Raw genomic sequence first — 22,175 nt, forward strand, 5'->3', positions numbered from 1 at the left:
CTATCGATACGGCGCATCGGCGGCAAGATTGGCCGCGATCGCCCGCTCCCAGCGATCGCCGTTCGCGATCAGCTTGGCTTTGTCGTAGATCAATTCCTCGCGCGTCTCGGTCGAATATTCGAAGTTCGGCCCCTCGACGATCGCATCCACCGGGCACGCTTCCTGGCAGAAGCCGCAATAGATGCACTTGGTCATATCGATATCGTAGCGCGTCGTGCGGCGGCTGCCGTCGGCGCGCGGCTCGGCCTCGATCGTGATCGCCTGCGCGGGGCAGATCGCCTCGCACAGCTTGCACGCGATGCAGCGCTCCTCGCCGTTGGGATAACGGCGCAGCGCATGCTCGCCGCGAAAGCGTGGGCTCAGCGGGTTCTTCTCGAACGGATAATTGATCGTCGCCTTCGCCTTGAAGAAGTAGCGCAGCGTCTTGGCGTGCGCCTTGACGAACTCCCAGAGGGTGAACGATTTAACGTAATAAGCGAGGCTCATGGGTGCATCCCATAGCGAGTAAGCATCAGATAGCCCGATACGAGGAAGACCCAGATCAGCGACAGCGGCAGGAAGATCTTCCAGCCGAGCCGCATCAGCTGATCATAGCGATAGCGCGGCACCGTCGCCTTGACCCAGCTGAAGATGAAGAAGCAGAACAGAATCTTGGCGAACAGCCAGAGGATGCCCGGAATATAATAAAGCGGCGCCCAATCGACTGGCGGCAACCATCCGCCCCAGAACAACGTGGCGTTCAGCGCGCACATCAGCAGCACGTTGCCATATTCGCCCAGCCAGAAGAGCGCGAAGCTCATCGACGAATATTCGGTCTGATAGCCGGCGACGATTTCGCTCTCCGCCTCGGTCAGATCGAACGGCGCGCGCTGCGTCTCGGCCATCGAGGAGATCAGGAACACCACCGCCATCGGGAACAGCAAAGGATTGAGCGCGTAGAAGTTGATGAAGCCGAAGATATGCCCGCGCTGCGCCTCGACGATGGCGTTCAGGTTGAAGCTCCCCGTCCACAGCACGACCGTGACCAGCACGAAGCCGATCGAGACTTCGTAGCTCACCATCTGCGCGGCGGCGCGGATCGCGGAATAGAAGGGATATTTGGAGTTGGAAGCCCAGCCCGAAAGGATGATCCCGTAAACGCCGAGTGAGCTGACCGCGAGAATGTAGAGCAGGCCGACGTTGATGTTGGCCAGCACCGCTTTCGGCCCGAACGGGATCACCGCCCAGGCGGCGAGCGCCACCGTAAAGGTGATGATCGGCGCGATAAGGAACAGCCCGCGATTGGCCGCGGACGGGATGATCGTCTCCTGCAGGAAGACTTTGAGGCCATCCGCGAAGCTCTGCAGCAGCCCGAACGGGCCGACGACATTGGGCCCGCGCCGCAGCGCCATCGCCGCCCAGATCTTGCGATCGGCATAGATGATCATCGCCACCGCCAGCATCAGCGGCAGCGCGATCACCAGGATATCGATGATCGTCGCGACGAAATAGGCGCCGCCATAGGGCAGGACGCCGGTAAACCAGGAGATCATAGTATGATCCTCCCCGGCACGGGGAGGGGGACCGTGCGCAGCATGGTGGAGGGGGCGTGAGGTAAGGCGGAGCGCTCGTCGAGAGCCCCCTCCGTCAGGCCTGCAGCCTGCCACCTCCCCGTCCCGGGGAGGATCTTACAGCAGCCCATCACTCTGCCGCCTCCGCAAAGGCTTCGCCGTGGATCAGTTCGGCCGAACAGCGCTGCATCGTCTCGCTGGCGCGGGCAATGGCGTTGGTCAGGTAGAAGTCCTTCATCGGATAGCTGACCGGGCCGCTGGCGGCGGCATCCAGCTTCGGCGGCGCCCATTCGTAACCGGCGAGTTCACCGATACGCCCAAGCGCCGGCACCTCTTCGGCCATCTTCGCCCGCAGCCCATCAAGCGTATCGAACGGCAGCGTGTGGCCCAGCACTTCGGACAGCGCCCGGAAGATCGCCCAATCCTCGCGCGCGTCGCCCGGCGGGAAGACGGCGCGATCGCCGCGCTGGACGCGGCCCTCAAGGTTCACCCAGGTGCCGCTCTTCTCGGAATAGGCCGCGCCCGGCAGGATCACATCCGCCATCGCCGCGCCCTTGTCGCCATGATGGCCGACATAGACCTTGAAGCTGCCATCGAGCACGCCGGGCTGCACGTCCTCGGCGCCAAGCAGGAAGACGAGCTTCGGCGCCGCCTTGGCGACATCGGCCATGCCGTTCGGCTGCGCATAGCCAAGCATCAGCCCGCCCATCCGCGCGGCAGAGAAATGCAGCGCATTATAACCGTTCCAGCCATCCTGAATCAGGCCAAGCGTTTCGACCAGCGCCAGGCTGGCACCCTGCCCCTTGGTCATCGCGCCGCCGCCGATGATCAGCGCCGGCCGCGCCGCCTTGCCGAACGCCTCGGTCACCCCATCGGGCAGCTTAGCGAGCAAGCCAAGATCGTTGCCCAGCCATTCGACCGGATAGGTAAGATCGATCTCCTCGCCGATCCCGAACACCTTGGCGCCGCGCTTCACCGCCTTGCGGATGCGCGTGTTGACCAACGGCGCTTCCCAGCGGACGTTGGTGCCGATCAGCAGGATCGCGTCGGCGGTCTCGATGCCCGCGATCGTCGAATTGAAATTCACCGCCGCCAGGTTGGACGTATCGTAGCTCAAGCCATTGTCGCGGCCTTCGAGCACGCTCGATCCCATCGACCGCAGCAGCGCCTTAGCCGCGTATAGTGTCTCGCAATCGACCAGCGCACCGGACACCGCCGCGACCCTCGCGCCCGCATCCACCGCCTTGATCGCCGCGAACGCCTCGCCCCAGCTGGCAGGCACGAGCTTGCCATCCTTGCGGACATAAGGCTTGTCGAGCCGCTTGCGGACAAGGCCATCGACGGCATGGCGCGTCTTGTCCGACGCCCACTCCTCGTTCACGTCCTCGTTGACGCGCGGCAGCGCGCGCAGCACCTGACGGCCCCGGCTATCGAGCCGGATGTTGGTGCCGACCGCATCCATCACGTCGATCGCGAAAGTCTTCTTGAGCTCCCACGGCCGCGCCTCGAAGGCATAAGGCTTGGAGGTCAGCGCGCCGACCGGGCAAAGATCGACGACATTGCCCGAAAGTTCGCTCGTCACCGCCTTTTCCAGATAGGAGGTGATCTGCATATTCTCGCCGCGATACAGCGCGCCGATTTCCTCGACCCCCGCCACTTCCTCGGCGAAGCGCACGCAGCGGGTGCACTGGATGCAGCGGGTCATGACCGTCTTGACGATCGGGCCCATATATTTCTCGGTCACCGCCCGCTTGTTCTCGATGAAGCGGGTGTGGCCGCGCCCGTAAGCCAGGCTCTGGTCCTGCAGATCACACTCGCCGCCCTGATCACAGATCGGGCAATCGAGCGGATGATTGATCAGCAGGAATTCCATCATGCCTTCACGGGCATGTTTCACCATCGGCGTGTTGGTGAAGACCTCCTGCTTGTCGGCGGCGGGCAGCGCGCAACTCGCCTGAGGCTTGGGCGGCCCCGGCTTCACCTCGACAAGACACATCCGGCAATTGCCCGCAATGCTCAGCCGCTCATGATAACAAAAACGCGGAATCTCCTTCCCCGCGGCCTCGCAAGCCTGGAGCACGGTGGCGCCCTGCGGCACCTCCACTTCGATTCCATCGACGGTGAGTATGGGCATCTTGTTACTCCGCCGCGACGGCGAGAGGCTCGCCGCGACGTTCACTGATCCGCCGCTCGATCTCGGGGCGGAAATGTTTGATCAGGCCCTGGATCGGCCAGGCGGCGGCGTCGCCGAGCGCGCAGATCGAATGGCCTTCGACCTGCTTGGTGACCTGCTGCAGCAGATCGATCTCGTGCATCTCGGCCTCGCCGCTGCGCAGCCGCTCCATCACGCGCCACATCCAGCCGGTGCCTTCGCGGCACGGGGTGCACTGGCCGCAGCTCTCATGCTTGTAGAAATAGCTGATGCGGCTGATTGCGCGGACGATGTCGGTGGATTTGTCCATGACGATCACCGCCGCCGTGCCGAGGCCCGAGCCGACATCGCGCAGGCCATCGAAATCCATCGGCGCGTCCATGATCTGCGCGGCGGGCACCAGCGGCACCGAAGAGCCGCCGGGGATCACCGCGAGCAGATTGTCCCAGCCGCCGCGGATGCCGCCGGCGTGCTTCTCGATCAGTTCGCGGAAGCTGATCCCCATCGCCTCTTCGACGACGGTCGGCGTATTCACATGGCCGCTGATCTGGAAGAGCTTGGTGCCCTGGTTCTTTTCGCGGCCGATGCCGGCGAACCACGCCGCACCGCGCCGCAAAATCGTCGGCACTACGGCGATCGATTCGACATTGTTCACCGTCGTCGGGCAGCCATAAAGGCCGACGCCCGCCGGGAAAGGCGGCTTCAGGCGCGGCTGGCCCTTTTTCCCTTCGAGGCTCTCGATCTGCGCGGTTTCCTCGCCGCAAATATAGGCCCCGGCGCCACGGTGGACGAAGACATCGAAATCATAGCCCGACCCGGCGGCATTCTTGCCGAGGAAGCCCTTGGCGTAGGCCTGCTCCACCGCCGCGAAGAGATTCTCGGCCTCACGGATGAACTCGCCGCGGATGTAGATGTAGGCGGCGCGCGCGCGCATCGCGAAGCCCGCGATCAGCGCACCTTCCAGCAGCTTGTGCGGATCGTGGCGCAGGATCTCGCGGTCCTTGCACGAGCCGGGCTCTGATTCATCGGCGTTGATCAGCAGGAAGCTTGGCTTACCGGGCTTCTGCTCCTTGGGCATGAAGCTCCACTTCATGCCGGTCGGAAAGCCCGCGCCGCCGCGCCCGCGCAGGCCGCTGGCCTTGATATCCTCGATGATCTGGTCCTGCCCACGGACCATCAGATCCTTGGTATTGTCCCAGTCGCCGCGCTTCATCGCGCCTTCTACGCCCCAATCCTGGAAGCCGTAGATGTTGGTGAAGATGCGATCCTTGTCGTCGATCGAGGCAATCATGGGCGCGTTCCCTTTAGCCCTCTCCCCTTGTGGGAGAGGGTTGGGAGAGGGGTTCCCGCATTGGATAGGGCAGAGCTCGGCTGCACCATCGCACACCCCTCTCCCCAGCCTTTGCGGGCGAGTGTTCGTCCCCAGGACGAACACCAAAACGCCCGCAAACCCACAAGGGGAGAGGGAGATTTCTGCAGCGCACTCACGACGTAAATTCCTTAAGCACGGTCGGGCCGCCCATAGGCGCCGCGAGGAAGCGATCGACCTGCGGGCCGGGCTTGGGCGTTTCGCCCCGCGCCAGCGCCTCTAGGATCGCGGTCGTCGTCTCGAAGGTCAGGTCTTCGTAATTGTCGTCGTTGATCTGCACCATCGGCGCGTTGACGCAAGCACCCAGGCATTCGACCTCGGTCAGCGTGAACAGGCCGTCGGGCGTGGTCTGGCCCTTCTTGAGGCCCTTCTTGTAGCAGGCATCGAGCACGTCATCAGATCCGCGCAACATGCACGGCGTCGTCCCGCAGACCTGGACATGATAGCGGCCGACCGGCGCCATATTGTACATCGTATAGAAGCTGACGACCTCAAGCGCGCGGATGTAAGGCATCCCCACCGCCTTGGCGCAATATTCGATCACCGGCACGGGCAGCCAGCCTTGCGTATTGGTCTCGGCGCCAACCTGCCGCTGCGCGAGATCGAGCAGGGGCATGATCGCCGAATGCTCGCGGCCTTTGGGGTAACGCGCGAAGATTGTCTTAACCTGCTCGACATTCTCGGCCGACCATTCAAACGCGCCCCAGCGCGCACGGGTCTCGGCCTCGTCGGGGATGTGGGCTGCGTCAGACATTAGCGCGCCTCACTCAATTCAAGCCGGCGTTCAACGCGCTTCATTCTCTCATCCAAACGATCGAGTCGGGTGTTCACACCGGAGAGCGTTATGAACATGCCCCCGATATGCTCATCGACGGCAGTGGCTCGGGTCTTGAGTTCGCTGACATCCCCCTCAATGTTATCCAGCCGCTTGTCGATACGGCGGAGCATTTCAAGGATCAGATTTTCAACATTGTCGGTCACCGATCACACTCCCCGAACACGACATCGATCGCCGAAAGGATAGCGGTGGTGTCGGCCAGCATGTGGCCCTTCATCATGAAGTCCATCGCCTGTAGGTGGCTGAAGGCGGTCGGGCGGATCTTGCAGCGATAGGGCTTGTTGGTGCCGTCCGACACGAGGAACACGCCGAACTCGCCCTTGGGGCTTTCGGTCGCGACATAGACCTCGCCGGCGGGCACATGGAAGCCCTCGGTGTAGAGCTTGAAGTGATGGATCAGCGCCTCCATCGATTGCTTCATCTCGGCGCGCTTGGGGGGCACGACCTTACGATCGAGGCTGGCGATCGGCCCCTGGGGCATTTCGGCGAGGCACTGCTTGATGATCCGCATCGATTGGCGGACCTCCTCGACGCGCACCATGAAGCGATCGTAGCAATCGCCCTTGGTGCCGACCGGCACATCAAAATTCATACGATCATAGACATCATAGGGCTGCGACTTGCGGATATCCCACGGCACACCCGCGGCACGGATCATCGGGCCGGAAAAGCCCCAGGCGATCGCGTCATCGCGGCTGACCGTGCCGATATCGACGTTGCGCTGCTTGAAGATGCGATTGTCGGCAACGAGGCTGATCGCATCCTCGAACAGGCGCGGCATTCGTTCGTCGAGCCAGTCGCCGATGTCGGTCAGCAGCTTGAGCGGCACGTCCTGATGGACGCCGCCGGGGCGGAACCACGCCATATGCATCCGCGCGCCCGACGCCCGCTCAAAGAATCCGTAGCAATCCTCGCGCACCTCGAAGAGCCACAGGTTGGGCGTCATCGCGCCCACGTCCATCACGTGGGAGCCGAGGTTGAGCATGTGATTGCAGATGCGGCTTAGCTCGGCGAACAGCACGCGCAGATATTGCGCACGGATCGGCACCTCGATTCCCAGCAATTTCTCGATCGCCAGCACATAGCTGTGCTCCATGTTGAGCGGCGAACAATAATCGAGGCGATCGAAATAAGGCAGCGCCTGCAGATAGGTCTTATATTCGATCAGCTTCTCGGTGCCGCGGTGCAGCAGGCCGATATGCGGATCGACGCGCTCCACGATCTCACCGTCCAGCTCCATGACCAAGCGCAGCACGCCATGCGCGGCAGGATGCTGCGGGCCGAAGTTGATGGTGTAATTGTCGGCGCCGTGATCGCTATCGATCGCGGCGGCATCGGACGTGCCGACGGTGACGGTGCGGGTGGTCATAGGGGGCGAGCCTCTAAGCCCTCTCCCGTCTTCACGGGAGAGGGTTGGGTGAGGGTCTTTTTCTTTCTGAGAGCGAACGCCTTCAGAAGAAGACCCTCACCTCCCATCGCCTGGGGCGACCGGCCCCTCCTCTCCCGCGAAAGCGAGAGAGGGTTATGGCGGGCGGCGCTCATTTCTTCACCTCGTCCGCCTTCAGCGGCGTCGGCGCGCCTGGAGCCTGTGGCGCCTTCTCGTCGCCGGGCAGCACGTAATCGGCGCCTTCCCAAGGGCTGGTGAAATCGAACGTGCGGAAATCCTGCGCGAGCTGCACCGTCTCATAGACCACGCGCTTCTCGGTCTCCGAATAGCGCAGCTCGACGAAGCCGGTCAGCGGGAAATCCTTGCGCTGCGGATGGCCCGAGAAGCCATAATCGGTGAGGATGCGGCGCAGATCCGCGTTGCCCTCGAACAGCACGCCGTACATGTCGTACACCTCGCGCTCCAACCAGCCCGCGACCGGCCACAGCGATGTGACCGAAGGCACCGGCTGCACCTCATCGGTGGCGACATGGACGCGCAGGCGATGGTTCTTGGTCAGCGAGAGCAGGCAATATACGACTTCAAACCGCTCAGCCCGATCGGGATAATCGACGCCCGCGATCTCCATCAGCTGCTGATAATGGAGGTCGTCACGCAGGATGCGCAGCGCTTCGACCAGCGCCTCGCGCTTCACGTCAAGCCGGATTTCACCGACATGCTCGAAAGCAGCCGCAAGCCTTTCGCCAAGCGCGGCCTTGACGGTGTCAATCACGCCATCGTTGGCGGCGAACTTGGGGTGGGGACTACCCATCAAATAGAAATCCGTTCGTCCCGAGCGAAGTCGAGGGACGCGAGGCGAGCGAGACGTGTCTCGACTACGATCGACACAAACGGAAAGCAGTCAATAACGCTCACCGCTCGACCGTCCCGATCCGCCTGATCTTACGCTGCAATTGCATCACGCCATAGAGCAAAGCCTCGGCAGTCGGCGGGCAGCCCGGCACATAGATATCCACGGGCACGATGCGATCGCAGCCGCGCACCACCGAATAGCTGTAATGATAATAGCCGCCGCCATTGGCGCACGAGCCCATCGAAATGACGTATTTTGGCTCCGACATCTGATCGTAGACCTTACGCAGCGCCGGGGCCATCTTGTTGCAGAGCGTGCCCGCGACGATCATCACGTCCGACTGGCGCGGTGAGGCGCGCGGCGCGGCCCCGAAGCGTTCGAGATCATAACGCGGCATGTTGACGTGGATCATCTCCACCGCGCAGCAGGCAAGCCCGAAGGTCATCCACCAGAGCGATCCGGTACGCGCCCACTGAAACAGCTCTTCCGCGCTGGTGACAAGGAAGCCCTTGTCCTGCACTTCGGCGTTCAGGCCATTGAAGAAATCGGGATCGGGGAGCGTCGTTTCCTGCGGGTGCAGATCGAGGCTCTGCGGAAGCGTCACTCCCATTCCAGCGCCCCCTTCTTCCAGGCGTAGGCAAAGCCCACCGCCAGTTCGATCAGGAACACCATCATCGCCGCCCAGCCCGCGAAGCCGATACCGCCCAGCGCCACCGCCCAAGGATAGAGAAAGGCCGCCTCCAGATCGAAGATGATGAACAGGATTGCGACGAGATAGAAACGCACGTCGAACTGCGCACGGCTATCCTCGAATGCCGGGAAACCGCACTCATATTCGCTGAGCTTCTCCGGATTGGGCTTGGACGAGCCCGTGAACCGGGATGCCACCATCGGCAGCACCACGAACGCGGTCGACAGGATCACGGCGACGCCGAGGAACAGCAGGATCGGCAGATAGCCGGCGGCGACAGACGCCATGAACGAAATCTCCATCGCGAAATGGCCGGAAACAGGCCCTTCCGATCGGGCGCAGCACTAAGCTTGCCGCACCTGCGAAGCAAGGCCGTGAAGAGTGAGAATGACTCGCAAAAAGACGGCGTTAAGGGTGTTCTCTGCTCACGGGAGAGCGCTACTTCCGTAGCGCCTTGGCGACCAGCTTGTGCAGCTTTGAATGCAGCCCATCGTTGGCGGCGAGGAACTGGTTGCGCTCCATCGCCTGATCGCCGCCGCGATAATCGGTGACGAAGCCACCCGCTTCCTTCACCAGCAACAGCCCCGCCGCGACGTCCCAGGGCTTGAGATCGCTCTCCCAAAAGCCATCGAAGCGCCCCGCCGCGACCCAGGCGAGATCGAGTGCCGCCGATCCGAAGCGGCGGATGCCCGCCACCTCCGGGCCGATCGCGTTGAAGATCGTGGTCCATTCCTCGAAATCGCCATGGCCAAGGAAGGGCGCGCCGGTGGCGATCAGCGCCTCGGACAGATCGCGCCGCGCGGAGACGCGCAGGCGCTTGTCCTGCAGCCAGGCGCCCCTGCCCTTCTCGGCCCAGAAACTCTCGTCGGTCAGCGGCTGATAGACGAGGCCCTGCGTGAGTTCGCCCCGTCCGTTCGGGCGCGGCTCCTCGACCGCGATCGAGATCGCAAAGTGCGGGATGCCGTGGAGGAAGTTGGAGGTGCCGTCGATCGGATCGACGATCCAGCGCGGCTTGCTGGGATCGCCCGCAATCGCGCCGCTCTCCTCGCCGAGGAAACCCCAATCGGGACGCGCCTTCTTGAGTTCCTCGTAGAGCGTACGCTCGGCAGCCTCATCGGCCTGGCTGACGAAATCGGCCGGCCCTTTGCGGGACACTTGAAGCTGCTGCACCTCGTTGAAATCACGCCGCAGCTTCGGCGCTGCCTTGCGCGCAGCGCGGTCCATGACGGTGATCAGGCCTGAATGGGCAACCATAAGATACTAAAGCCCTCTCCCCTCTGGGGAGAGGGTTGGGAGAGGGGGAGTCCGCCTGAAGCGGAACGTGGGGCTTCCCCGTAGGGGGCGCGCCCCCCCCCCCCCCCCCCCCCCCGGGGGGGGGGGTGGGGGGGGGGCGCCCCCCAGTCCGCCTGAAGCGGAACGTGGGGCTTCCCCGTAGGCCCCTCTCCCCGGCCCTCTCCCCGCCAGCGGGGAGAGGGAGATATATCAATCCGCGCGTCGCACATATTCCGCAGTCGCGGTATCCACCACGATCCGCGTACCGCTGCCGATATGCGGCGGCACCATCACGCGCACACCATTGTCGAGGATCGCGGGCTTATAGCTGGAGGAAGCTGTCTGCCCCTTCACCACCGCATCGGCCTCCACGATCATCGCCTCGATCGTATCGGGCAGCTGCACCGATATCGGATCTTCGTCGTACAGCTCCATCACCACGTCCATGCCGTCCTGGAGGAAGGCCGCGGCGTCGCCGAGCAGATCGCGCTGCAGCGTCGTCTGCTCGTAGGTTTCCTTGTCCATGAAGGTCAGCGCATCGCCGTCGGCGAACAGGAACTGGAAATCCTTGGTATCCAGCCGCACGCGCTCCACCGTCTCGGCCGATCGGAAGCGGACATTGTTCTTGCGGCCGTCGCGCAAGTTCTTCATCTCGACCTGCATGTACGCGCCGCCCTTGCCGGGCTGGGTGTGCTGAATCTTGACGGCTTTCCAGATGCCGCCTTCATATTCGATGATGTTGCCGGGACGAATGTCCACGCCGCTGATCTTCATGGGTGATCTCGTATCTTGAAAGAGCGATGCCGCGAACGGCAAGGGCGGGCCTCTATCAGTGGTGACGAAGGTTCTCAAGCGCCGGAGAATTGAAGCAATTGCCAATTCTCGGCTTATCGTTAGCATCGGTCTGGTCGACAAACTCGATCCACTGCACTCCGAGAATCCCCTGGAAAACTTCTACGGTCAGGCATTCATCAACTACCAAACCCATTTGCGTCGCCGAACTTCGCTTGCCTTGCCACATCGTTCCGTCCTCAAATTGCATATCGAGATCGCCAGCCGATATACGGGTTACTTGAGCCCACTGCTGATCAACAAAATGTCCGCGTCCTTGGAAAACTGGGCTGAAAACCAAATTATTTCCAAGCGAAACTAGAAGTGCTGTTAGCAAAACAACGCCGCCTAGCCGAACTAGGCGTGGTGAAACGCGATGCCATAAGCTGACCCGTAGGGCGGCAAGGGCCAAGAACAGGGCCCAGTGGCTCATTTCCGGAAACTCCGGGAGCGTCAGTAGAGCTCGCCAGCCGTTAAATTTGGGCAAGAAAAAATCGGCGAGAAAGACGATCCAGCCGGTTCGCTCGACCAGTCGGATCCATCGCTCCGCCCGAACAGATCCTCCGACTGACAAGTGGCTTGGCGGCTCAAGACCAGAGCGGCCTAAAGCGATCAAAATAAAAGCTGCGATCCCCGTCGGAGGAGACGTCGATCCTTTATCGGGGGGGCGAGAAGATTGCATACGGATTGATGTTCGTTCCTTGCCACCAACGCTCGCCCGGCGCCATCTGTTTGATCTCGTAATGGAGGTGAGGCGCTTCGGGACTGGCGTCGCCGCTGGAGCCCACCGCGCCGATCAACTGCCCCTGGCCAATCTTCATGCCCTCCGCGAGGTTGGGCGCATAACTATCGAGATGGGCGTAATAGTCCACCCACGCCGGATCGCTGCGACGGACATAGACGGTGTGGCCGCCATCCTTGCTTTCGAATATCTTCTCGACCGTTCCCGCCGCCGCCGCGACCACGGGCGTGCCGCGCGGCGCCATGATGTCGATCGCGTGATGCGCGCGGGTTCCGTCGCCCCGCGCGTCGCCCCATGTGTCGGTAAGCTGGGCTGGCTGCACGCCGCTGACCGGGATGACGAGGCCACCCGCTGGTGTGGCAGCCGCCGGAGGTAGGGGCGACGGCGCCGATTGCTGGGCCGCCGCCGAAGGTTGCGCAGCCGGCGCTGCCCGCTCATATCGCACCAGCGCGAAGAAGCCGCCGATGATGATCGCGAAAACCGCGAGCAGCAGGCAGCCGAGCCGGCTCATTCCACGAAGTCCGCCGGCGTTCCGGGTTTCACCATCAGCGATAGCCGCGCCGCATCCCAGTTGGTCAGGCGGATGCAGCCGTGGCTTTCGGTCCGGCCGATCTTCTCAGGGTTCGGTGTGCCGTGAATGCCGTAGTGCGGCTTGTCGAGATCCATCCAGACGACACCGACCGGGCTGTTCGGCCCGCCCTTCATCGTCTCCTTGCTCTCACCTGGCTTGGCATCCCAGAACAGCGCCGGATTGAAGTGGTAGGTCGGCAGATAGCTCGTCCCCTGCACCTTCCAATGGCCGATCGGCAGCGGATCATGGGTGCTGCCCATCGTCGCCGGGAATTGCGCGAGCAGCTTGCCGTCCGCATCGAGCACGCGCAGCACGCCCTGCGATTTGCTCACCTCCAACTTGGCCGCCTTCGGCTGATCGGAGGAGACGTTGAGCAGCGCCAGCTCCGCGCGCCAATCGGGCTTGAACGATTCGGGATAAGCGGTCGCGGCGGGAAGCACGTTCGGCACCTTGATCTTGGCGCCCGCCACCAACTTAGTGCCCGGCGCATTGAGCGTGCGCAGCGTATCGGGCGTAGTATGAAAACGCTCGGCGAGCTGCTCCATCGCATCGGCATAGCCCATCGCCGGCAGCTTGGCCTGATCGGCGGGCTTGCTCGGCATCGGACCCACGAACGGTCCCGCGAAATCCTTCGCGGTCAGCGTGTAATCGACCGTCCCGGCAACGTCGGTAAGCGCCGCCTTGGTCGCACCGTCGGGCTGCCCGCTCTGCGGCAGATCATGCGCCGCCTGGAAGCCCTTGAGCGCCTTGCTTAGCGTCGCGCCGCTATGCCCATCGATCACTCCGGGCGAGAAACCCGAGCGATCCAGCGCCACCTGCACCTGCAGCGTTTCGGGAGACGGTGAGGCCTTGGGTGCGGCGGCGATCGCCACAACCGGACAAGCCGTTGCAATCGCAAGGCAAAGCGACGCAACCGAAGTGTTTTTCACCAATAATCTTCCCTATTTAGGTCGTGGGCAAAGACAGCAACGTCGCACGCGGCGTTTCTTTCCTTCGGTAGCGGGCTTAACATTGATGCTGGATTTTGAGATCGGCCGTCGTCGGCTGTTGGGCGGCGCTCTGGCTTTGGGAGCGGCCTCCACGTTCGGGGCCTCGGCCGCCTTCGCGGCGCTCCCCGAAAAGCGCATCGCGTTTCGTAACGTCCACACCAATGATACGGTCGATGCCCGCTTCTTCGGCGCCAACGGCTGGGACGCGCAAGGCCTCGCCGAGCTCAATCATGGCCTGCGCGACTGGCGCAACAATGAGCAGACCACCATGGATCCGGCGCTGATGCTGCTGCTCAGCAAGATCCGCGATGCGCTGGATGTCGATCCCCGCCAGAAAATCGAGCTGATCTCAGGTTATCGTTCGCCCCGGACCAATTCGGCCCTGCGCGAGCGCGGCGGCGAGCATACGGGCGTCGCCTCGAAGAGCCAGCACATGCTCGGCAAGGCCACCGACATCCATATGCAGGGCATCGCACTCGATCGTTTGCATGCCGTCGCGCTGGCGATGGGCGGCGGCGGCGTAGGCTATTATCCCAAGGACGGCTTCGTCCACGTCGATACCGGCCGCGTGCGCCACTGGGGCTGAGCCGGTAAGGCTTCGTTAGTCATAGCCGTTTACCATGATCGGGTTTCGTTCGGAGCCCGGCCATGACCATTGTTTCCAGCACCTCGACGCTCAAGACACTGATGGCGCTCTACGCGGACGAGAACAGCAGCTCGGGCGGCTCCGCCAAGCTGACCAAGGATCAGGTGACAACCATCGAGGGCATGCTGCAGGGCAACTCTTCCGGGGATTCGGACACGAGCAATTCGGTCGACACGCTCCTCGGCACCTCGACGACAAGTTCCAGCGATTTGAGCTCGATCCTCGATCAGATCAACGCCAAGGCCGCCGGCGGTAGCGGCAGCACCACGTCCAACGATACGGCCACCACGCCGCAACAGCAGGCAGCGACGCTGATGCAGAGCATCTACCAATCGCAGCAGAACAACCTGTTCACACTGATCGGCTGAACAGCCGGACGTCTACCGCTCCATCTCTCCACTTGTCCCGAGCGTAGTCGAGGGACGCCCCTCGCCATGTGTCTCGACTTCGCTCGACACAAACGGAGGTTCAGAGGTTTAGAGTCCTGGCAAAAGCCTCAACCGCCGCCCGCTCGCCCTCGGGCGCATTCCACACCGAACCGCACACCGCGATGAAATCGGCCCCCGCTTCGATCAACGGCCCCGCGTTGGCCGGGGTGATCCCCCCGATCGCCACGCAGGGCACCTCGAACAGCGTCGTCCACCAGCCGAGGATCGATGGTTCGGGATGGTGCTGCACCTCCTTGGTCGTCGTCGGATAGAAAGCGCCGAACGCGACATAATCGGCCCCCGCCTCCCCAGCTTCCATCGCAAGGTGGCGGCTGTCGTGGCAGGTGACGCCGATCTGCGCGTCCGGTCCCAACATGGCCCGCGCATCACGCGGATCGCCATCGTCCTGCCCAAGATGGACGCCGTCCGCGCCGAGCCGCTTGGCCAGGCCGACGCTGTCATTGACAATGAACGCCACGCCGCGATCGGCGCACAGCCGTTGCACGGGCTCGGCGAGTTTGGCGATGCTATGATCGTCCAGCCCCTTCAGCCGCAGCTGGAACGCCGCCACCGGCCCGGCATCCAAGGCACGCGCCAGGCGATCGGTGAAACCGAGATCGATCGCGGGCGGCGAGATAAGGTAGAGCTGGCAAGGCGGGCGCGATTGATGCTCGAAGCGGTCGGCGAAGCCGGGGTCGAGCTTCAGGGCATCGTCGTCATGGTCGATCATTCGCGCCGCATAGCCCGCTCGCGCAGCGTAAGGAACAGGGGAAGGCAGCAGGAGACCCCGATCGTCACAGTAGCAAGCGCCGCCCACCAGCGCCCGGGCACATTTGGCTCCGCATCAACAAGCACAAGCACGACGATCGCCGAGATGATAACATCAAGCCCGAAGAACGTGCTGATCCGGTTGACGAACAAGTGTTGGACGAGGGCGCGCGCATCGAGCCCGTTGGCGGCAACCCACGGCACGAACGCCGCGAGCGGCACAAAGGCGCCGATCACGGCAAGAGCGAGATAGGCCCAAAACAGCCCCGCACGGCGAGACAATTCCGCATCGCTCAGGACTGTCATCTCGCGAACGCCTTTACGACGGAGACGGAGACGCTTCGGACCCGGCATCGTCCGCATCCCGACGCCTGCGGCGCACGGTGCGCTTCGATGTGGTGGCGGCAACCTCCGCCACTTCTTGCGCCAAAGACGGCGCAGCGGTGGGCTCGGTGGGTTTGCGTTTCCGGCCAAGCAGCGATCGCCGGGCCTTCCGAGGTTCAGGACCGGCATCGGGCGCATCCATTGCCGGATCGAAAGGGGTCGCGGCCTCGATTCCATCGGGCTGCACGCGCCGGCCACGAAAAAACAAGAAACGGCGTTGCCCGCGTGGTGACGGCTCGCTGACGATCTTCGGATTGCGGCGGAAACGCCCGCGCTGAGGTTCCGACAGCACGGCATCCTGCTCTTCGATCGTATCGAAGTCCATCTCCAGCTCAGCCGCCTTCAGCGCCTTTTTTTGCGCCTTGGCTTCCTTGCGTTGGGCCGCTTTACTGCTGCGGGCGATCGCTTTGGCGAGGATCTCGTCGGGCGCCTCATCGCGATTTCTGCTTCGCCTTTTGCGCGACTTGTTGCGCATCGGCGTCTTAACGACCACCCACGTGCCGCCGCCATGCGCGCGCGCCATCGGAATCGCGCAACGGGTGCAGCGGGTGACCCATCCGTCCGCGGTAGCCCGCGCCTGGCCGCGCGATCGCGCGTGCCGGCCGAGCAAACATTTCAGCCCGCCCCAAAGGCCAACACCCGCCGTCATGCGCTGCACTCCATAAACCCTAGATAAAGCCAACGACGCTGCGCGCAACGACGGAGAGCCGATGCGCGACGGAATCTGCGAGCTATTTGGTCACTTGGGCGGGCGCCACGCCCTGATGCCTGTCGCGGGCCCATCGCCGCTTCAGAGGCGGGCAGAGGGATTGGCCGCTCGGGTAGGAGACGTCCCCCCGCCGCACGGAACTGCGCCTGCTGCCGTGCGCTGTTGGCGGATGGCACAAGGACCTTATGCAACCCGCTACAATTCGACGTCCGATCGCCTGCCCGGCCTCGGCCGCGATCCCGAGTCGGTTCGGCGGCGCGTCGAATTATTGGAACGGCTGCTAGAAAGGCTGTGGGTCGTACCTGGAATCAACCGTCCCGTCGGGCTCGACGTAGCGCTGGATATCGTGCCGGTCGTGGGGGATGTCATCGGCGCGGCGCTTGGCGCTTACATGGTCTGGGAAGCGCGTAATCTCGGCATGTCGGGCTGGGCGACGACGCGGATGCTCGGCAATGTCGCGATCGATACGGCGCTCGGCGCCATTCCCTGGGTGGGTGCCATCCCCGATTTCTTCTTCCGATCGAACACGCGCAATCTCAAGATCATCCGCGCCCACCTCGATCGCCATTATCCCGCAACGAGTTTGATCGAAGCGTAAGGTGGACACGTAGGATCGTATCCGCGTGATCCTCCCCGGCACGGGGAGGTGGCATCGCAGAGCGATGACGGAGGGGCTTCCAACTAGCGCTGCGCCCGGCGGTGAGCCCCCTCCACTATGCTGCGCATGGTCCTCCTCCCTTTGCAGGGGAGGATATACCCTTAGCTCTGACCGTTCCGATAGCGCGGACGGCTGTAGGTGTTGCGAGAACGCGCGCCGTCGTATGAAGAGCGATAGCGCGATCCATTCGCCGCCGCGCTCCGCCCGCCCCGCCAGATCAGCAGCTTGGCATCCTCGGGCTCGCGCTGCGGCTCCGCGCATGTCTTGCGAGCGAATTTGGTATCAAGGCAGAACCAGATTTCCTGGAGCCAGCCCGCTTTGTCCATCGTCAGCTTGAACATGTCGGGCTGCAGGCCGGGATTGGCCTCGGCGATCGCCCGCTTCACGCTCGCCACGGTCTGCGGTTTGTAGGAAAGCGCGCGCAAATCGGGAATATGGATCGCGCGATAGAGTTGTTCGGCGTGATCGAAATACCGCTCCGGCGTCATCCCCGCCATGCAGGTGCCATGCTTGGCCCATTCGTGCTGCATCTGCTGCGCCGAGGGTATGGCGCCGAGATGGCCGGCGATCGTCGCGGACGATAGCAGCGCGGCGGGCTTGCACCACTGCGGCCACTCTTTGCCTTCGCCATCCGGCCACAGGCCATGCAACGCCAGACCGCTCGTCCGCACCTCGGGCCGCGCACAATCGAGCGCCGCGATGCCGCGGATCGCCTGCTTGCAATGCTGCGGCACCCAGAAGGTGGCGAGCGTATAGCCACCGATCGGCACGGTGCGCGGCATGTCGCCGCCATGCGGGGTTTCGATATGCGGCGTACCGAGATCGGCGGCCATCGGGCGCACAGCCCCCTGAGCCATCGCCGCCGCTGGCAGGATCAGCCAGCCGAGCATCACGATCACCGCTCGTAAGAACATCCGCACCGGCCCACCTCTTGCGAATCAATCAAGAACATATCGTAACACAAGCGGAACATAATGTCAACGGATTTGCTCAGATCGGCGCAAAATCCAGCCCGATATCCGCCGCCGGTGCCGACTGCGTCAGCCGTCCGACCGAGACATGATCAACCCCGCTCTCCGCGATCGCGCGGATCGTCTCCAGCCGCACGCCGCCCGATGCCTCGCACGGCACCCGCCCGCCGACCTGGCGAACCGCTTCGGCCAGCATCGCCGGGCCCATATTATCAAGCAGCAGCCAGGTCGCGCCACCCCGCAACGCAGGCTCGATCTGATCAAGCGCGTCCACCTCGACGATAATCCGCGCGATCCCGGCGTCGCGTGCCCGCGCTGCCGCCTGCTCCACGCCGCCCGCCACCGCAACATGATTGTCCTTGATCATCGCCGCATCCCACAGACCCATGCGATGGTTGCGCCCACCCCCCATCCGCACCGCATATTTCTCGAGGAGGCGGAGCCCGGGGATGGTCTTGCGCGTATCCAGCAGGGTAGCGCCCGTACCCGCGATCGCATCGACATAAGCGGCGGTCAGCGTCGCGACTCCCGACAAATGCTGGACCGTGTTGAGTGCCGATCGCTCGGCCGTAAGCATCGCCCGCGCGAGCCCCTCGATCCGCAACAGTTCGGTGCCCGCCGCCACCCGCTCGCCATCCTCGACCAGGCGCTCCAGCACCGCTTGCGGATCGAGTGCGCGAAAGAAAGCCTCGGCGATGGCCAGACCGGCCACCGCGATCGCGTCCCGGCTGGCCATCACCCCCCGAAAGCGCGCCTCGGCGGGGATTACCGCCGCTGCGGTGACATCTCCCGTCTCGCCAATATCCTCCGCCAGCGTCGCATGCACGAAGCCTTCGAGATCGAACCCTTCACCGATCGGATGGAGCAAGGGTCAGGCCTTCACGCGCGGCCGGCCGATATAATCGCTTTTGCCGAGTGGCACGCCCTCGCCGCGCAGGATCGCATAGGCCGTCGTCGCGTGGAAAAAGAAGTTGGGCAGCGAGAAGCTCAGCAGGAAATTCTGCGCGGTATAAGGCACGCGCCGTTCGCCCGCGACGAACACCATGTCGCGATCGGCCAGCCCCTCCAGCGCGGAAGGCGGCAAAGCGGCGATCCTGTCGCGCGTCTCCTGCAGCTTCTCCTTGGCCTCGGCAAAACTCGTGGGGGTTGGCCCACGATCCGGCGAAAATGTCCCAGCTTCGATCCGCTCGACCGCGACGATCGAGTGGATCCAGATCGATTTGATCTGGAAATCCAGCGGCAGCATGTCCTCTGCCAGCCGGGTCTCGAGCATCGCCTGCTCGCTGATCCCTCGTTCGGCACAAAACGCAGCAGCCTTGTCGACGACGCCGATCAGCGCATCGATCATCTGCAGCCAGGACGGCACCAGGGCCTCGTACAACGAAAGCGTCATCTTTCCTCCCTCAATTGGCTTAGTCTGTCGTCCGCTGGCCGAGATCGCCCTGCCCCACACTGGCGCTCGCCATTTCCAGCATGCGATCGAGCGGTCGCTTGGCGGCCAGGCGGGTCTGCTCGTCCAGCTCGATGCGCGGGGTCAGGTCGCGCAGCGCGAGATACAGCTTCTCGATCGAATTCATCGCCATGTATGGGCACATATTGCAATTGCAATTGCCGTCCGCGCCCGGCGCCCCGATGAACAGCTTGTGCGGCGCGGCCTTCTGCATCTGGTGGATGATGTGCGGCTCGGTGGCGACGATGATCGTCTGCGCAGGGCTGGCGAGCGCGAAATCGAGGATCGCGCGCGTCGATCCGATCTCGTCGGCATGATCCAGGATGAAAGCCGGGCATTCGGGATGCGCGGCGACGGGCGCATCGGGATATTGCGCCTTGAGCTTGAGCAGTTCGGTTTCGCTAAACGCCTCGTGGACGATGCACGCGCCGGGCCATAGCAACATGTCGCGCCCGGTCTTGCGGTTAAAATAAGCGCCGAGATTCTTGTCCGGCGCGAAGATGATCTTCTGATCCATCGGCAGCTGCGCAAGGATCTTCTCGGCCGAAGAGCTGGTGACGATAATATCGGAGTGCGCCTTCACCGCCGCCGAGCAGTTGATGTAAGTGATCGCGATATGATCGGAATGCGCGGCGCGGAAGCGGGCGAACTGTTCGGGGGGGCAGCTGTCTTCCAGGCTGCAGCCCGCCGCCATATCGGGCAGGATCACGGTCTTATCGGGCGAGAGGATCTTTGCCACCTCGGCCATGAAGCGCACACCGCAGAAGGCGATCACGTCGGCCTGCGTCTCGGCGGCCTTGCGCGAAAGATCGAGGCTGTCACCGACGAAATCGGCGAGATCCTGGATCGCCGCTTCCTGATAATAATGGGCGAGGATGACCGCGTTACGCTCCTTGCGCAGGCGATCGATCTCGGCGTGCAGATCGAGCCCTTTGAGGCTCTGGGTGGGGGCGTTCATGCGCGGTGAGTTAGGATGCCCGCTCGCCTTTGGCTACTAATACGTCACCCCGGCTGCGCGCCGGGGTGACGAAGAAGGCTTACTTGCCCCGCAGCGTATTGATCAGCGCAACACCCAGCACGCCGGCCAGCGCCGCGCTCGCAAAGGGGCGCGCCTTGGCAAAGGCCTTCGCCTGATCGATCAGCGGCCCGCCGCCGTTCAGCGTCTGGCGCGCGGTATCGAGGATCGAGCCCGATGCGGCAGGGGTGGTCGTGGGAGCGGGTGCGGTGATGTCGGTGGCCATGGTGTTTCCTTCTGATGGCGCGGGGCAACGGCTCCCGCTTCGGATCAGTAACGATCAACCCGCGCGCCGGTGCCCTCGCCCGGCCGCATCAGCCGAGGAAAGTGTCCACCTCCTTCAGGAAAGCGTCCGGCTGATCGATCATGATGAAGTGCAAGCTATCGATCAGGATCACGTCCGGCCCATTCCCCACCGTGGTCACGCTGATGCGATCGGAGACCGGCGCAGCGACGGCGACGAAGGCATCATGGCACGCGGCGGGCGCGATCAGCGGCAGGCTGGCGATGGCGGCAAGGCGAAGCAGGAAGCGCATGGTAGCATCCACTCTCAATCAGTTTTCGGAAAAGATCGCCTCGATCGGCAGATTGAACAGACGGGCGATGCGGAAGGCGAGCGGCAGCGAAGGGTCGTACTTTCCCGTCTCGATCGCATTGACGCTCTGGCGGGAGACTTCGAGCCGCTCGGCGAGATCGCCTTGGCTCCAGTTCCGCTCGGCGCGGAGCACCTTGAGGCGGTTCTTCATCGGTCGAGCGCCTTGATGAGAAAACCGGCAATGCCGAAACCCGCAAACCAGAACACCGCAGCGAAATAGGTCGGGAGATGCGGCAGCAGTCCGGCGTCCTCGGGAAAGCCCCAAAAGGTCAGCGCAGAGAGCGAGAGGCCCGTCCCCCACAGGATCTGCCTGATCGTGCGGGCACGGAGATATTCGTCCCGCTCCTCGATCAGATAATAACCGAGTGCCGCGAACACGGCGACGATCGACAGCGCGGGCAGCAGCGCCAGCGCGAACTTCACCGCATCGGGAAGCGGCATGTGGCGGATCAGATATTCCTCGCCCATCAGCGTGCCCGCATAGGCAAGCGAGGCGGCGATGACCCGGCGCTGATAGCGGCGCTCGGCGGGATTGCGGGTGCGCATGTTCAGGCCTCCATCTGGATTTTTGGCATCAAAGCTTTGGCGCGCGGGCCGTTGAGGCCGTGACGGCGGGCGTAGAGCAAGCTCCAGCCGGTCAGCGCGCCCATCACCGCATAGCCCAGCAGCGGGTTGACGATCAGATACGCGGGGATCGGGATCACAAAGACGAGCACGGCGGACACCGCGACGTCCGCGATCAGCGCAAGCCCCCAAACGATCGTCATCAGCGCGAGGCGGCGGCGGAAGAGTGCGGGGCCGTAAGCCCGGACGAAATTGCTATGGTCCGATCCCGTCCGCTTCATCCCGGCCTTGGCGATTTCGTACAGCGCCGGTCGCCCGATCGCCGCGGAAATGACGAAGCCTAGGCCGACAATGCCGGTGACGAGCTTCTCGCGCAACTGCAGCATCCGTACCCCGCCGCCTCCGTAGAAAGCGAGCAGCGAGAGGACGATACCGGCGATGGCAAGCAGCGAGATCGCATCGATGCTGCGGCGGCGTGCGAATGCCAGCAGTGACGAGAGGATCGGCGGCACGGACGACAGCATCAGCGCATGCGCCTCGCCCATCGCGGGGGCGGCCCAGCCGTAAACAACGAACGGCAAAGCGACGTTGACAACAACATCAGCGCCGATGGCACGCAGCCTCGGCTTGGCGGTGGGGAAGGAGGAATGCGCGGTAGCCATAACAAGTGCCCTTGCCTCAGTGACAAGGGTCCTTGTCTATGATTCGCGCGACTATGTCAAGTCTCCTTATCACTCTGACA

At 63.5% G+C, this 22,175-nt stretch carries 30 protein-coding genes; 3 read left to right on the forward strand and 27 right to left on the reverse strand.

The features are described 5' to 3' along the window. From nuoI to FHS31_RS03595, 15 genes are all read right to left on the reverse strand, one after another. Complete coding sequence (gene nuoI / locus FHS31_RS03525; RefSeq protein ID WP_167071921.1) at nt 1-486, reverse strand: NADH-quinone oxidoreductase subunit NuoI; 486 nt, start codon at nt 484-486, stop codon at nt 1-3. Further along, nucleotides 483-1,532 carry an NADH-quinone oxidoreductase subunit NuoH gene (nuoH, locus tag FHS31_RS03530; RefSeq protein WP_167071922.1) on the reverse strand — a complete coding sequence of 350 codons (1,050 nt, stop codon included), beginning with the start codon at nt 1,530-1,532 and terminating at the stop codon, nt 483-485. The genes nuoI and nuoH overlap by 4 nt, the downstream gene beginning before the upstream one ends. A 148-nt stretch (nt 1,533-1,680) precedes the next feature. Further along, nucleotides 1,681-3,684 carry an NADH-quinone oxidoreductase subunit NuoG gene (gene nuoG, locus FHS31_RS03535; RefSeq protein WP_167071923.1) on the reverse strand — a complete coding sequence of 668 codons (2,004 nt, stop codon included), beginning with the start codon at nt 3,682-3,684 and terminating at the stop codon, nt 1,681-1,683. Nucleotides 3,685-3,688: 4 nt separating this feature from the next. Beyond that, a complete protein-coding gene (gene nuoF, locus FHS31_RS03540) occupies nt 3,689-4,993 on the reverse strand; it encodes an NADH-quinone oxidoreductase subunit NuoF (protein ID WP_167071924.1) in 1,305 nt (434 codons plus the stop codon). 193 nt (nt 4,994-5,186) lie between these two features. Further along, entirely contained in the window at nt 5,187-5,825 is a 639-nt protein-coding gene (locus FHS31_RS03545; RefSeq protein ID WP_167071925.1) for a complex I 24 kDa subunit family protein, read from the reverse strand. Continuing rightward, complete coding sequence (locus FHS31_RS03550) at nt 5,825-6,052, reverse strand: hypothetical protein (RefSeq protein WP_167071926.1); 228 nt, start codon at nt 6,050-6,052, stop codon at nt 5,825-5,827. Before FHS31_RS03550 ends, FHS31_RS03545 begins: the two co-directional genes overlap by 1 nt. Then, nucleotides 6,049-7,278, reverse strand: a complete 1,230-nt coding sequence (locus FHS31_RS03555) for an NADH-quinone oxidoreductase subunit D (RefSeq protein ID WP_243843213.1) — start codon at nt 7,276-7,278, stop codon at nt 6,049-6,051. The genes FHS31_RS03550 and FHS31_RS03555 overlap by 4 nt, the downstream gene beginning before the upstream one ends. 169 nt (nt 7,279-7,447) lie before the next feature. Next, the gene (locus FHS31_RS03560; protein WP_167071927.1) at nt 7,448-8,107 is read right to left on the reverse strand and encodes an NADH-quinone oxidoreductase subunit C; all 660 of its coding nucleotides are present in this window, start codon (nt 8,105-8,107) and stop codon (nt 7,448-7,450) included. Nucleotides 8,108-8,207: 100 nt separating this feature from the next. Next, on the reverse strand, nt 8,208-8,759 hold the full coding sequence (locus FHS31_RS03565; protein ID WP_167071928.1) for a NuoB/complex I 20 kDa subunit family protein: 552 nt from the start codon (nt 8,757-8,759) through the stop codon (nt 8,208-8,210). Then, entirely contained in the window at nt 8,750-9,127 is a 378-nt protein-coding gene (ndhC, locus tag FHS31_RS03570) for an NADH-quinone oxidoreductase subunit A (protein WP_167071929.1), read from the reverse strand. Before ndhC ends, FHS31_RS03565 begins: the two co-directional genes overlap by 10 nt. A 151-nt stretch (nt 9,128-9,278) precedes the next feature. Beyond that, nucleotides 9,279-10,094: an inositol monophosphatase family protein gene (locus FHS31_RS03575; RefSeq protein ID WP_167071930.1), complete on the reverse strand. Its 816-nt coding sequence runs from the start codon at nt 10,092-10,094 to the stop codon at nt 9,279-9,281. 228 nt (nt 10,095-10,322) lie between these two features. After that, nucleotides 10,323-10,886 (reverse strand): elongation factor P, encoded by a 564-nt coding sequence (gene efp / locus FHS31_RS03580; protein ID WP_167071931.1) that lies wholly within the window; start codon nt 10,884-10,886, stop codon nt 10,323-10,325. Nucleotides 10,887-10,941: 55 nt separating this feature from the next. After that, a complete protein-coding gene (locus FHS31_RS03585; protein ID WP_167071932.1) occupies nt 10,942-11,559 on the reverse strand; it encodes a hypothetical protein in 618 nt (205 codons plus the stop codon). A 40-nt stretch (nt 11,560-11,599) separates the two neighbouring features. After that, nucleotides 11,600-12,196, reverse strand: coding sequence for a M23 family metallopeptidase (locus tag FHS31_RS03590; protein WP_167071933.1), 597 nt, complete (start codon nt 12,194-12,196; stop codon nt 11,600-11,602). Next, entirely contained in the window at nt 12,193-13,128 is a 936-nt protein-coding gene (locus FHS31_RS03595) for a L,D-transpeptidase family protein (protein WP_341786277.1), read from the reverse strand. Before FHS31_RS03595 ends, FHS31_RS03590 begins: the two co-directional genes overlap by 4 nt. 142 nt (nt 13,129-13,270) lie before the next feature. Between FHS31_RS03595 and FHS31_RS03600 the strand changes: the two genes are divergently transcribed. Together FHS31_RS03600 and FHS31_RS03605 are read left to right on the forward strand one after the other, a co-directional pair. After that, complete coding sequence (locus FHS31_RS03600) at nt 13,271-13,831, forward strand: YcbK family protein (protein WP_208408501.1); 561 nt, start codon at nt 13,271-13,273, stop codon at nt 13,829-13,831. Nucleotides 13,832-13,893: 62 nt separating this feature from the next. Continuing rightward, the gene (locus FHS31_RS03605) at nt 13,894-14,259 is read left to right on the forward strand and encodes a hypothetical protein (RefSeq protein WP_167071934.1); all 366 of its coding nucleotides are present in this window, start codon (nt 13,894-13,896) and stop codon (nt 14,257-14,259) included. A 100-nt stretch (nt 14,260-14,359) separates the two neighbouring features. Here FHS31_RS03605 and thiE read toward each other — a convergent pair whose 3' ends face one another. The 3 genes from thiE to FHS31_RS03620 are packed head-to-tail and all read right to left on the reverse strand — an operon-like array spanning nt 14,360 to nt 15,994. Continuing rightward, complete coding sequence (gene thiE, locus FHS31_RS03610) at nt 14,360-15,049, reverse strand: thiamine phosphate synthase (protein WP_167071935.1); 690 nt, start codon at nt 15,047-15,049, stop codon at nt 14,360-14,362. After that, the gene (locus FHS31_RS03615; protein ID WP_167071936.1) at nt 15,046-15,393 is read right to left on the reverse strand and encodes a DUF2834 domain-containing protein; all 348 of its coding nucleotides are present in this window, start codon (nt 15,391-15,393) and stop codon (nt 15,046-15,048) included. The genes thiE and FHS31_RS03615 overlap by 4 nt, the downstream gene beginning before the upstream one ends. Before the next feature lie 13 nt (nt 15,394-15,406). Next, nucleotides 15,407-15,994 (reverse strand): hypothetical protein, encoded by a 588-nt coding sequence (locus tag FHS31_RS03620; RefSeq protein WP_167071937.1) that lies wholly within the window; start codon nt 15,992-15,994, stop codon nt 15,407-15,409. A gap of 355 nt (nt 15,995-16,349) precedes the next feature. On the opposite strand from FHS31_RS03620, the gene FHS31_RS03625 reads away from it, so the two are divergent. Further along, nucleotides 16,350-16,778, forward strand: coding sequence for a DUF4112 domain-containing protein (locus FHS31_RS03625; protein ID WP_167071938.1), 429 nt, complete (start codon nt 16,350-16,352; stop codon nt 16,776-16,778). A gap of 161 nt (nt 16,779-16,939) precedes the next feature. Here FHS31_RS03625 and FHS31_RS03630 read toward each other — a convergent pair whose 3' ends face one another. The 9 genes from FHS31_RS03630 to FHS31_RS03670 all read right to left on the reverse strand — a co-directional run bounded on the left by FHS31_RS03630 (nt 16,940) and on the right by FHS31_RS03670 (nt 22,095). Then, nucleotides 16,940-17,752 carry a ribonuclease T2 family protein gene (locus tag FHS31_RS03630; protein WP_243843268.1) on the reverse strand — a complete coding sequence of 271 codons (813 nt, stop codon included), beginning with the start codon at nt 17,750-17,752 and terminating at the stop codon, nt 16,940-16,942. Between the two features lie 76 nt (nt 17,753-17,828). Then, nucleotides 17,829-18,677 carry a carboxylating nicotinate-nucleotide diphosphorylase gene (gene nadC, locus FHS31_RS03635; protein ID WP_167071940.1) on the reverse strand — a complete coding sequence of 283 codons (849 nt, stop codon included), beginning with the start codon at nt 18,675-18,677 and terminating at the stop codon, nt 17,829-17,831. Nucleotides 18,678-18,680: 3 nt separating this feature from the next. Beyond that, nucleotides 18,681-19,202: a DUF1993 domain-containing protein gene (locus FHS31_RS03640; RefSeq protein WP_167071941.1), complete on the reverse strand. Its 522-nt coding sequence runs from the start codon at nt 19,200-19,202 to the stop codon at nt 18,681-18,683. Between the two features lie 19 nt (nt 19,203-19,221). Next, nucleotides 19,222-20,217, reverse strand: coding sequence for a quinolinate synthase NadA (gene nadA, locus FHS31_RS03645; protein ID WP_167071942.1), 996 nt, complete (start codon nt 20,215-20,217; stop codon nt 19,222-19,224). Between the two features lie 79 nt (nt 20,218-20,296). Beyond that, nucleotides 20,297-20,500 carry a hypothetical protein gene (locus tag FHS31_RS16245; protein WP_208408502.1) on the reverse strand — a complete coding sequence of 68 codons (204 nt, stop codon included), beginning with the start codon at nt 20,498-20,500 and terminating at the stop codon, nt 20,297-20,299. A gap of 88 nt (nt 20,501-20,588) precedes the next feature. After that, the gene (locus FHS31_RS03655) at nt 20,589-20,810 is read right to left on the reverse strand and encodes a hypothetical protein (RefSeq protein WP_167071943.1); all 222 of its coding nucleotides are present in this window, start codon (nt 20,808-20,810) and stop codon (nt 20,589-20,591) included. A gap of 18 nt (nt 20,811-20,828) precedes the next feature. Further along, on the reverse strand, nt 20,829-21,020 hold the full coding sequence (locus FHS31_RS03660; RefSeq protein ID WP_167071944.1) for a helix-turn-helix transcriptional regulator: 192 nt from the start codon (nt 21,018-21,020) through the stop codon (nt 20,829-20,831). After that, complete coding sequence (locus FHS31_RS03665) at nt 21,017-21,415, reverse strand: hypothetical protein (RefSeq protein ID WP_167071945.1); 399 nt, start codon at nt 21,413-21,415, stop codon at nt 21,017-21,019. Before FHS31_RS03665 ends, FHS31_RS03660 begins: the two co-directional genes overlap by 4 nt. A gap of 2 nt (nt 21,416-21,417) precedes the next feature. Then, the gene (locus tag FHS31_RS03670) at nt 21,418-22,095 is read right to left on the reverse strand and encodes a VC0807 family protein (RefSeq protein ID WP_167071946.1); all 678 of its coding nucleotides are present in this window, start codon (nt 22,093-22,095) and stop codon (nt 21,418-21,420) included. Between the last annotated feature and the right edge of the window lie 80 nt (nt 22,096-22,175).

Source organism: Sphingomonas vulcanisoli (genome assembly GCF_011761305.1).
Lineage (GTDB): Bacteria > Pseudomonadota > Alphaproteobacteria > Sphingomonadales > Sphingomonadaceae > Sphingomonas_I > Sphingomonas_I vulcanisoli.

Bases quoted from the DNA above. Each gene is read 5' to 3' on its own strand.
- nuoI (WP_167071921.1), bottom strand. From the start codon at position 486: ATGAGCCTCGCTTATTACGTTAAATCGTTCACCCTCTGGGAGTTCGTC.
- nuoH (WP_167071922.1), bottom strand. From the start codon at position 1,532: ATGATCTCCTGGTTTACCGGCGTCCTGCCCTATGGCGGCGCCTATTTC.
- nuoG (WP_167071923.1), bottom strand. From the start codon at position 3,684: ATGCCCATACTCACCGTCGATGGAATCGAAGTGGAGGTGCCGCAGGGC.
- nuoF (WP_167071924.1), bottom strand. From the start codon at position 4,993: ATGATTGCCTCGATCGACGACAAGGATCGCATCTTCACCAACATCTAC.
- FHS31_RS03545 (WP_167071925.1), bottom strand. From the start codon at position 5,825: ATGTCTGACGCAGCCCACATCCCCGACGAGGCCGAGACCCGTGCGCGC.
- FHS31_RS03555 (WP_243843213.1), bottom strand. From the start codon at position 7,278: ATGACCACCCGCACCGTCACCGTCGGCACGTCCGATGCCGCCGCGATC.
- FHS31_RS03560 (WP_167071927.1), bottom strand. From the start codon at position 8,107: ATGGGTAGTCCCCACCCCAAGTTCGCCGCCAACGATGGCGTGATTGAC.
- FHS31_RS03565 (WP_167071928.1), bottom strand. From the start codon at position 8,759: ATGGGAGTGACGCTTCCGCAGAGCCTCGATCTGCACCCGCAGGAAACG.
- ndhC (WP_167071929.1), bottom strand. From the start codon at position 9,127: ATGGCGTCTGTCGCCGCCGGCTATCTGCCGATCCTGCTGTTCCTCGGC.
- FHS31_RS03575 (WP_167071930.1), bottom strand. From the start codon at position 10,094: ATGGTTGCCCATTCAGGCCTGATCACCGTCATGGACCGCGCTGCGCGC.
- efp (WP_167071931.1), bottom strand. From the start codon at position 10,886: ATGAAGATCAGCGGCGTGGACATTCGTCCCGGCAACATCATCGAATAT.
- FHS31_RS03590 (WP_167071933.1), bottom strand. From the start codon at position 12,196: ATGAGCCGGCTCGGCTGCCTGCTGCTCGCGGTTTTCGCGATCATCATC.
- FHS31_RS03600 (WP_208408501.1), top strand. From the start codon at position 13,271: ATGCTGGATTTTGAGATCGGCCGTCGTCGGCTGTTGGGCGGCGCTCTG.
- FHS31_RS03605 (WP_167071934.1), top strand. From the start codon at position 13,894: ATGACCATTGTTTCCAGCACCTCGACGCTCAAGACACTGATGGCGCTC.
- thiE (WP_167071935.1), bottom strand. From the start codon at position 15,049: ATGATCGACCATGACGACGATGCCCTGAAGCTCGACCCCGGCTTCGCC.
- FHS31_RS03615 (WP_167071936.1), bottom strand. From the start codon at position 15,393: ATGACAGTCCTGAGCGATGCGGAATTGTCTCGCCGTGCGGGGCTGTTT.
- FHS31_RS03620 (WP_167071937.1), bottom strand. From the start codon at position 15,994: ATGGCGCGCGCGCATGGCGGCGGCACGTGGGTGGTCGTTAAGACGCCG.
- FHS31_RS03625 (WP_167071938.1), top strand. From the start codon at position 16,350: ATGGCACAAGGACCTTATGCAACCCGCTACAATTCGACGTCCGATCGC.
- FHS31_RS03630 (WP_243843268.1), bottom strand. From the start codon at position 17,752: ATGTTCTTACGAGCGGTGATCGTGATGCTCGGCTGGCTGATCCTGCCA.
- FHS31_RS03640 (WP_167071941.1), bottom strand. From the start codon at position 19,202: ATGACGCTTTCGTTGTACGAGGCCCTGGTGCCGTCCTGGCTGCAGATG.
- nadA (WP_167071942.1), bottom strand. From the start codon at position 20,217: ATGAACGCCCCCACCCAGAGCCTCAAAGGGCTCGATCTGCACGCCGAG.
- FHS31_RS16245 (WP_208408502.1), bottom strand. From the start codon at position 20,500: ATGGCCACCGACATCACCGCACCCGCTCCCACGACCACCCCTGCCGCA.
- FHS31_RS03655 (WP_167071943.1), bottom strand. From the start codon at position 20,810: ATGCGCTTCCTGCTTCGCCTTGCCGCCATCGCCAGCCTGCCGCTGATC.
- FHS31_RS03660 (WP_167071944.1), bottom strand. From the start codon at position 21,020: ATGAAGAACCGCCTCAAGGTGCTCCGCGCCGAGCGGAACTGGAGCCAA.
- FHS31_RS03665 (WP_167071945.1), bottom strand. From the start codon at position 21,415: ATGCGCACCCGCAATCCCGCCGAGCGCCGCTATCAGCGCCGGGTCATC.
- FHS31_RS03670 (WP_167071946.1), bottom strand. From the start codon at position 22,095: ATGGCTACCGCGCATTCCTCCTTCCCCACCGCCAAGCCGAGGCTGCGT.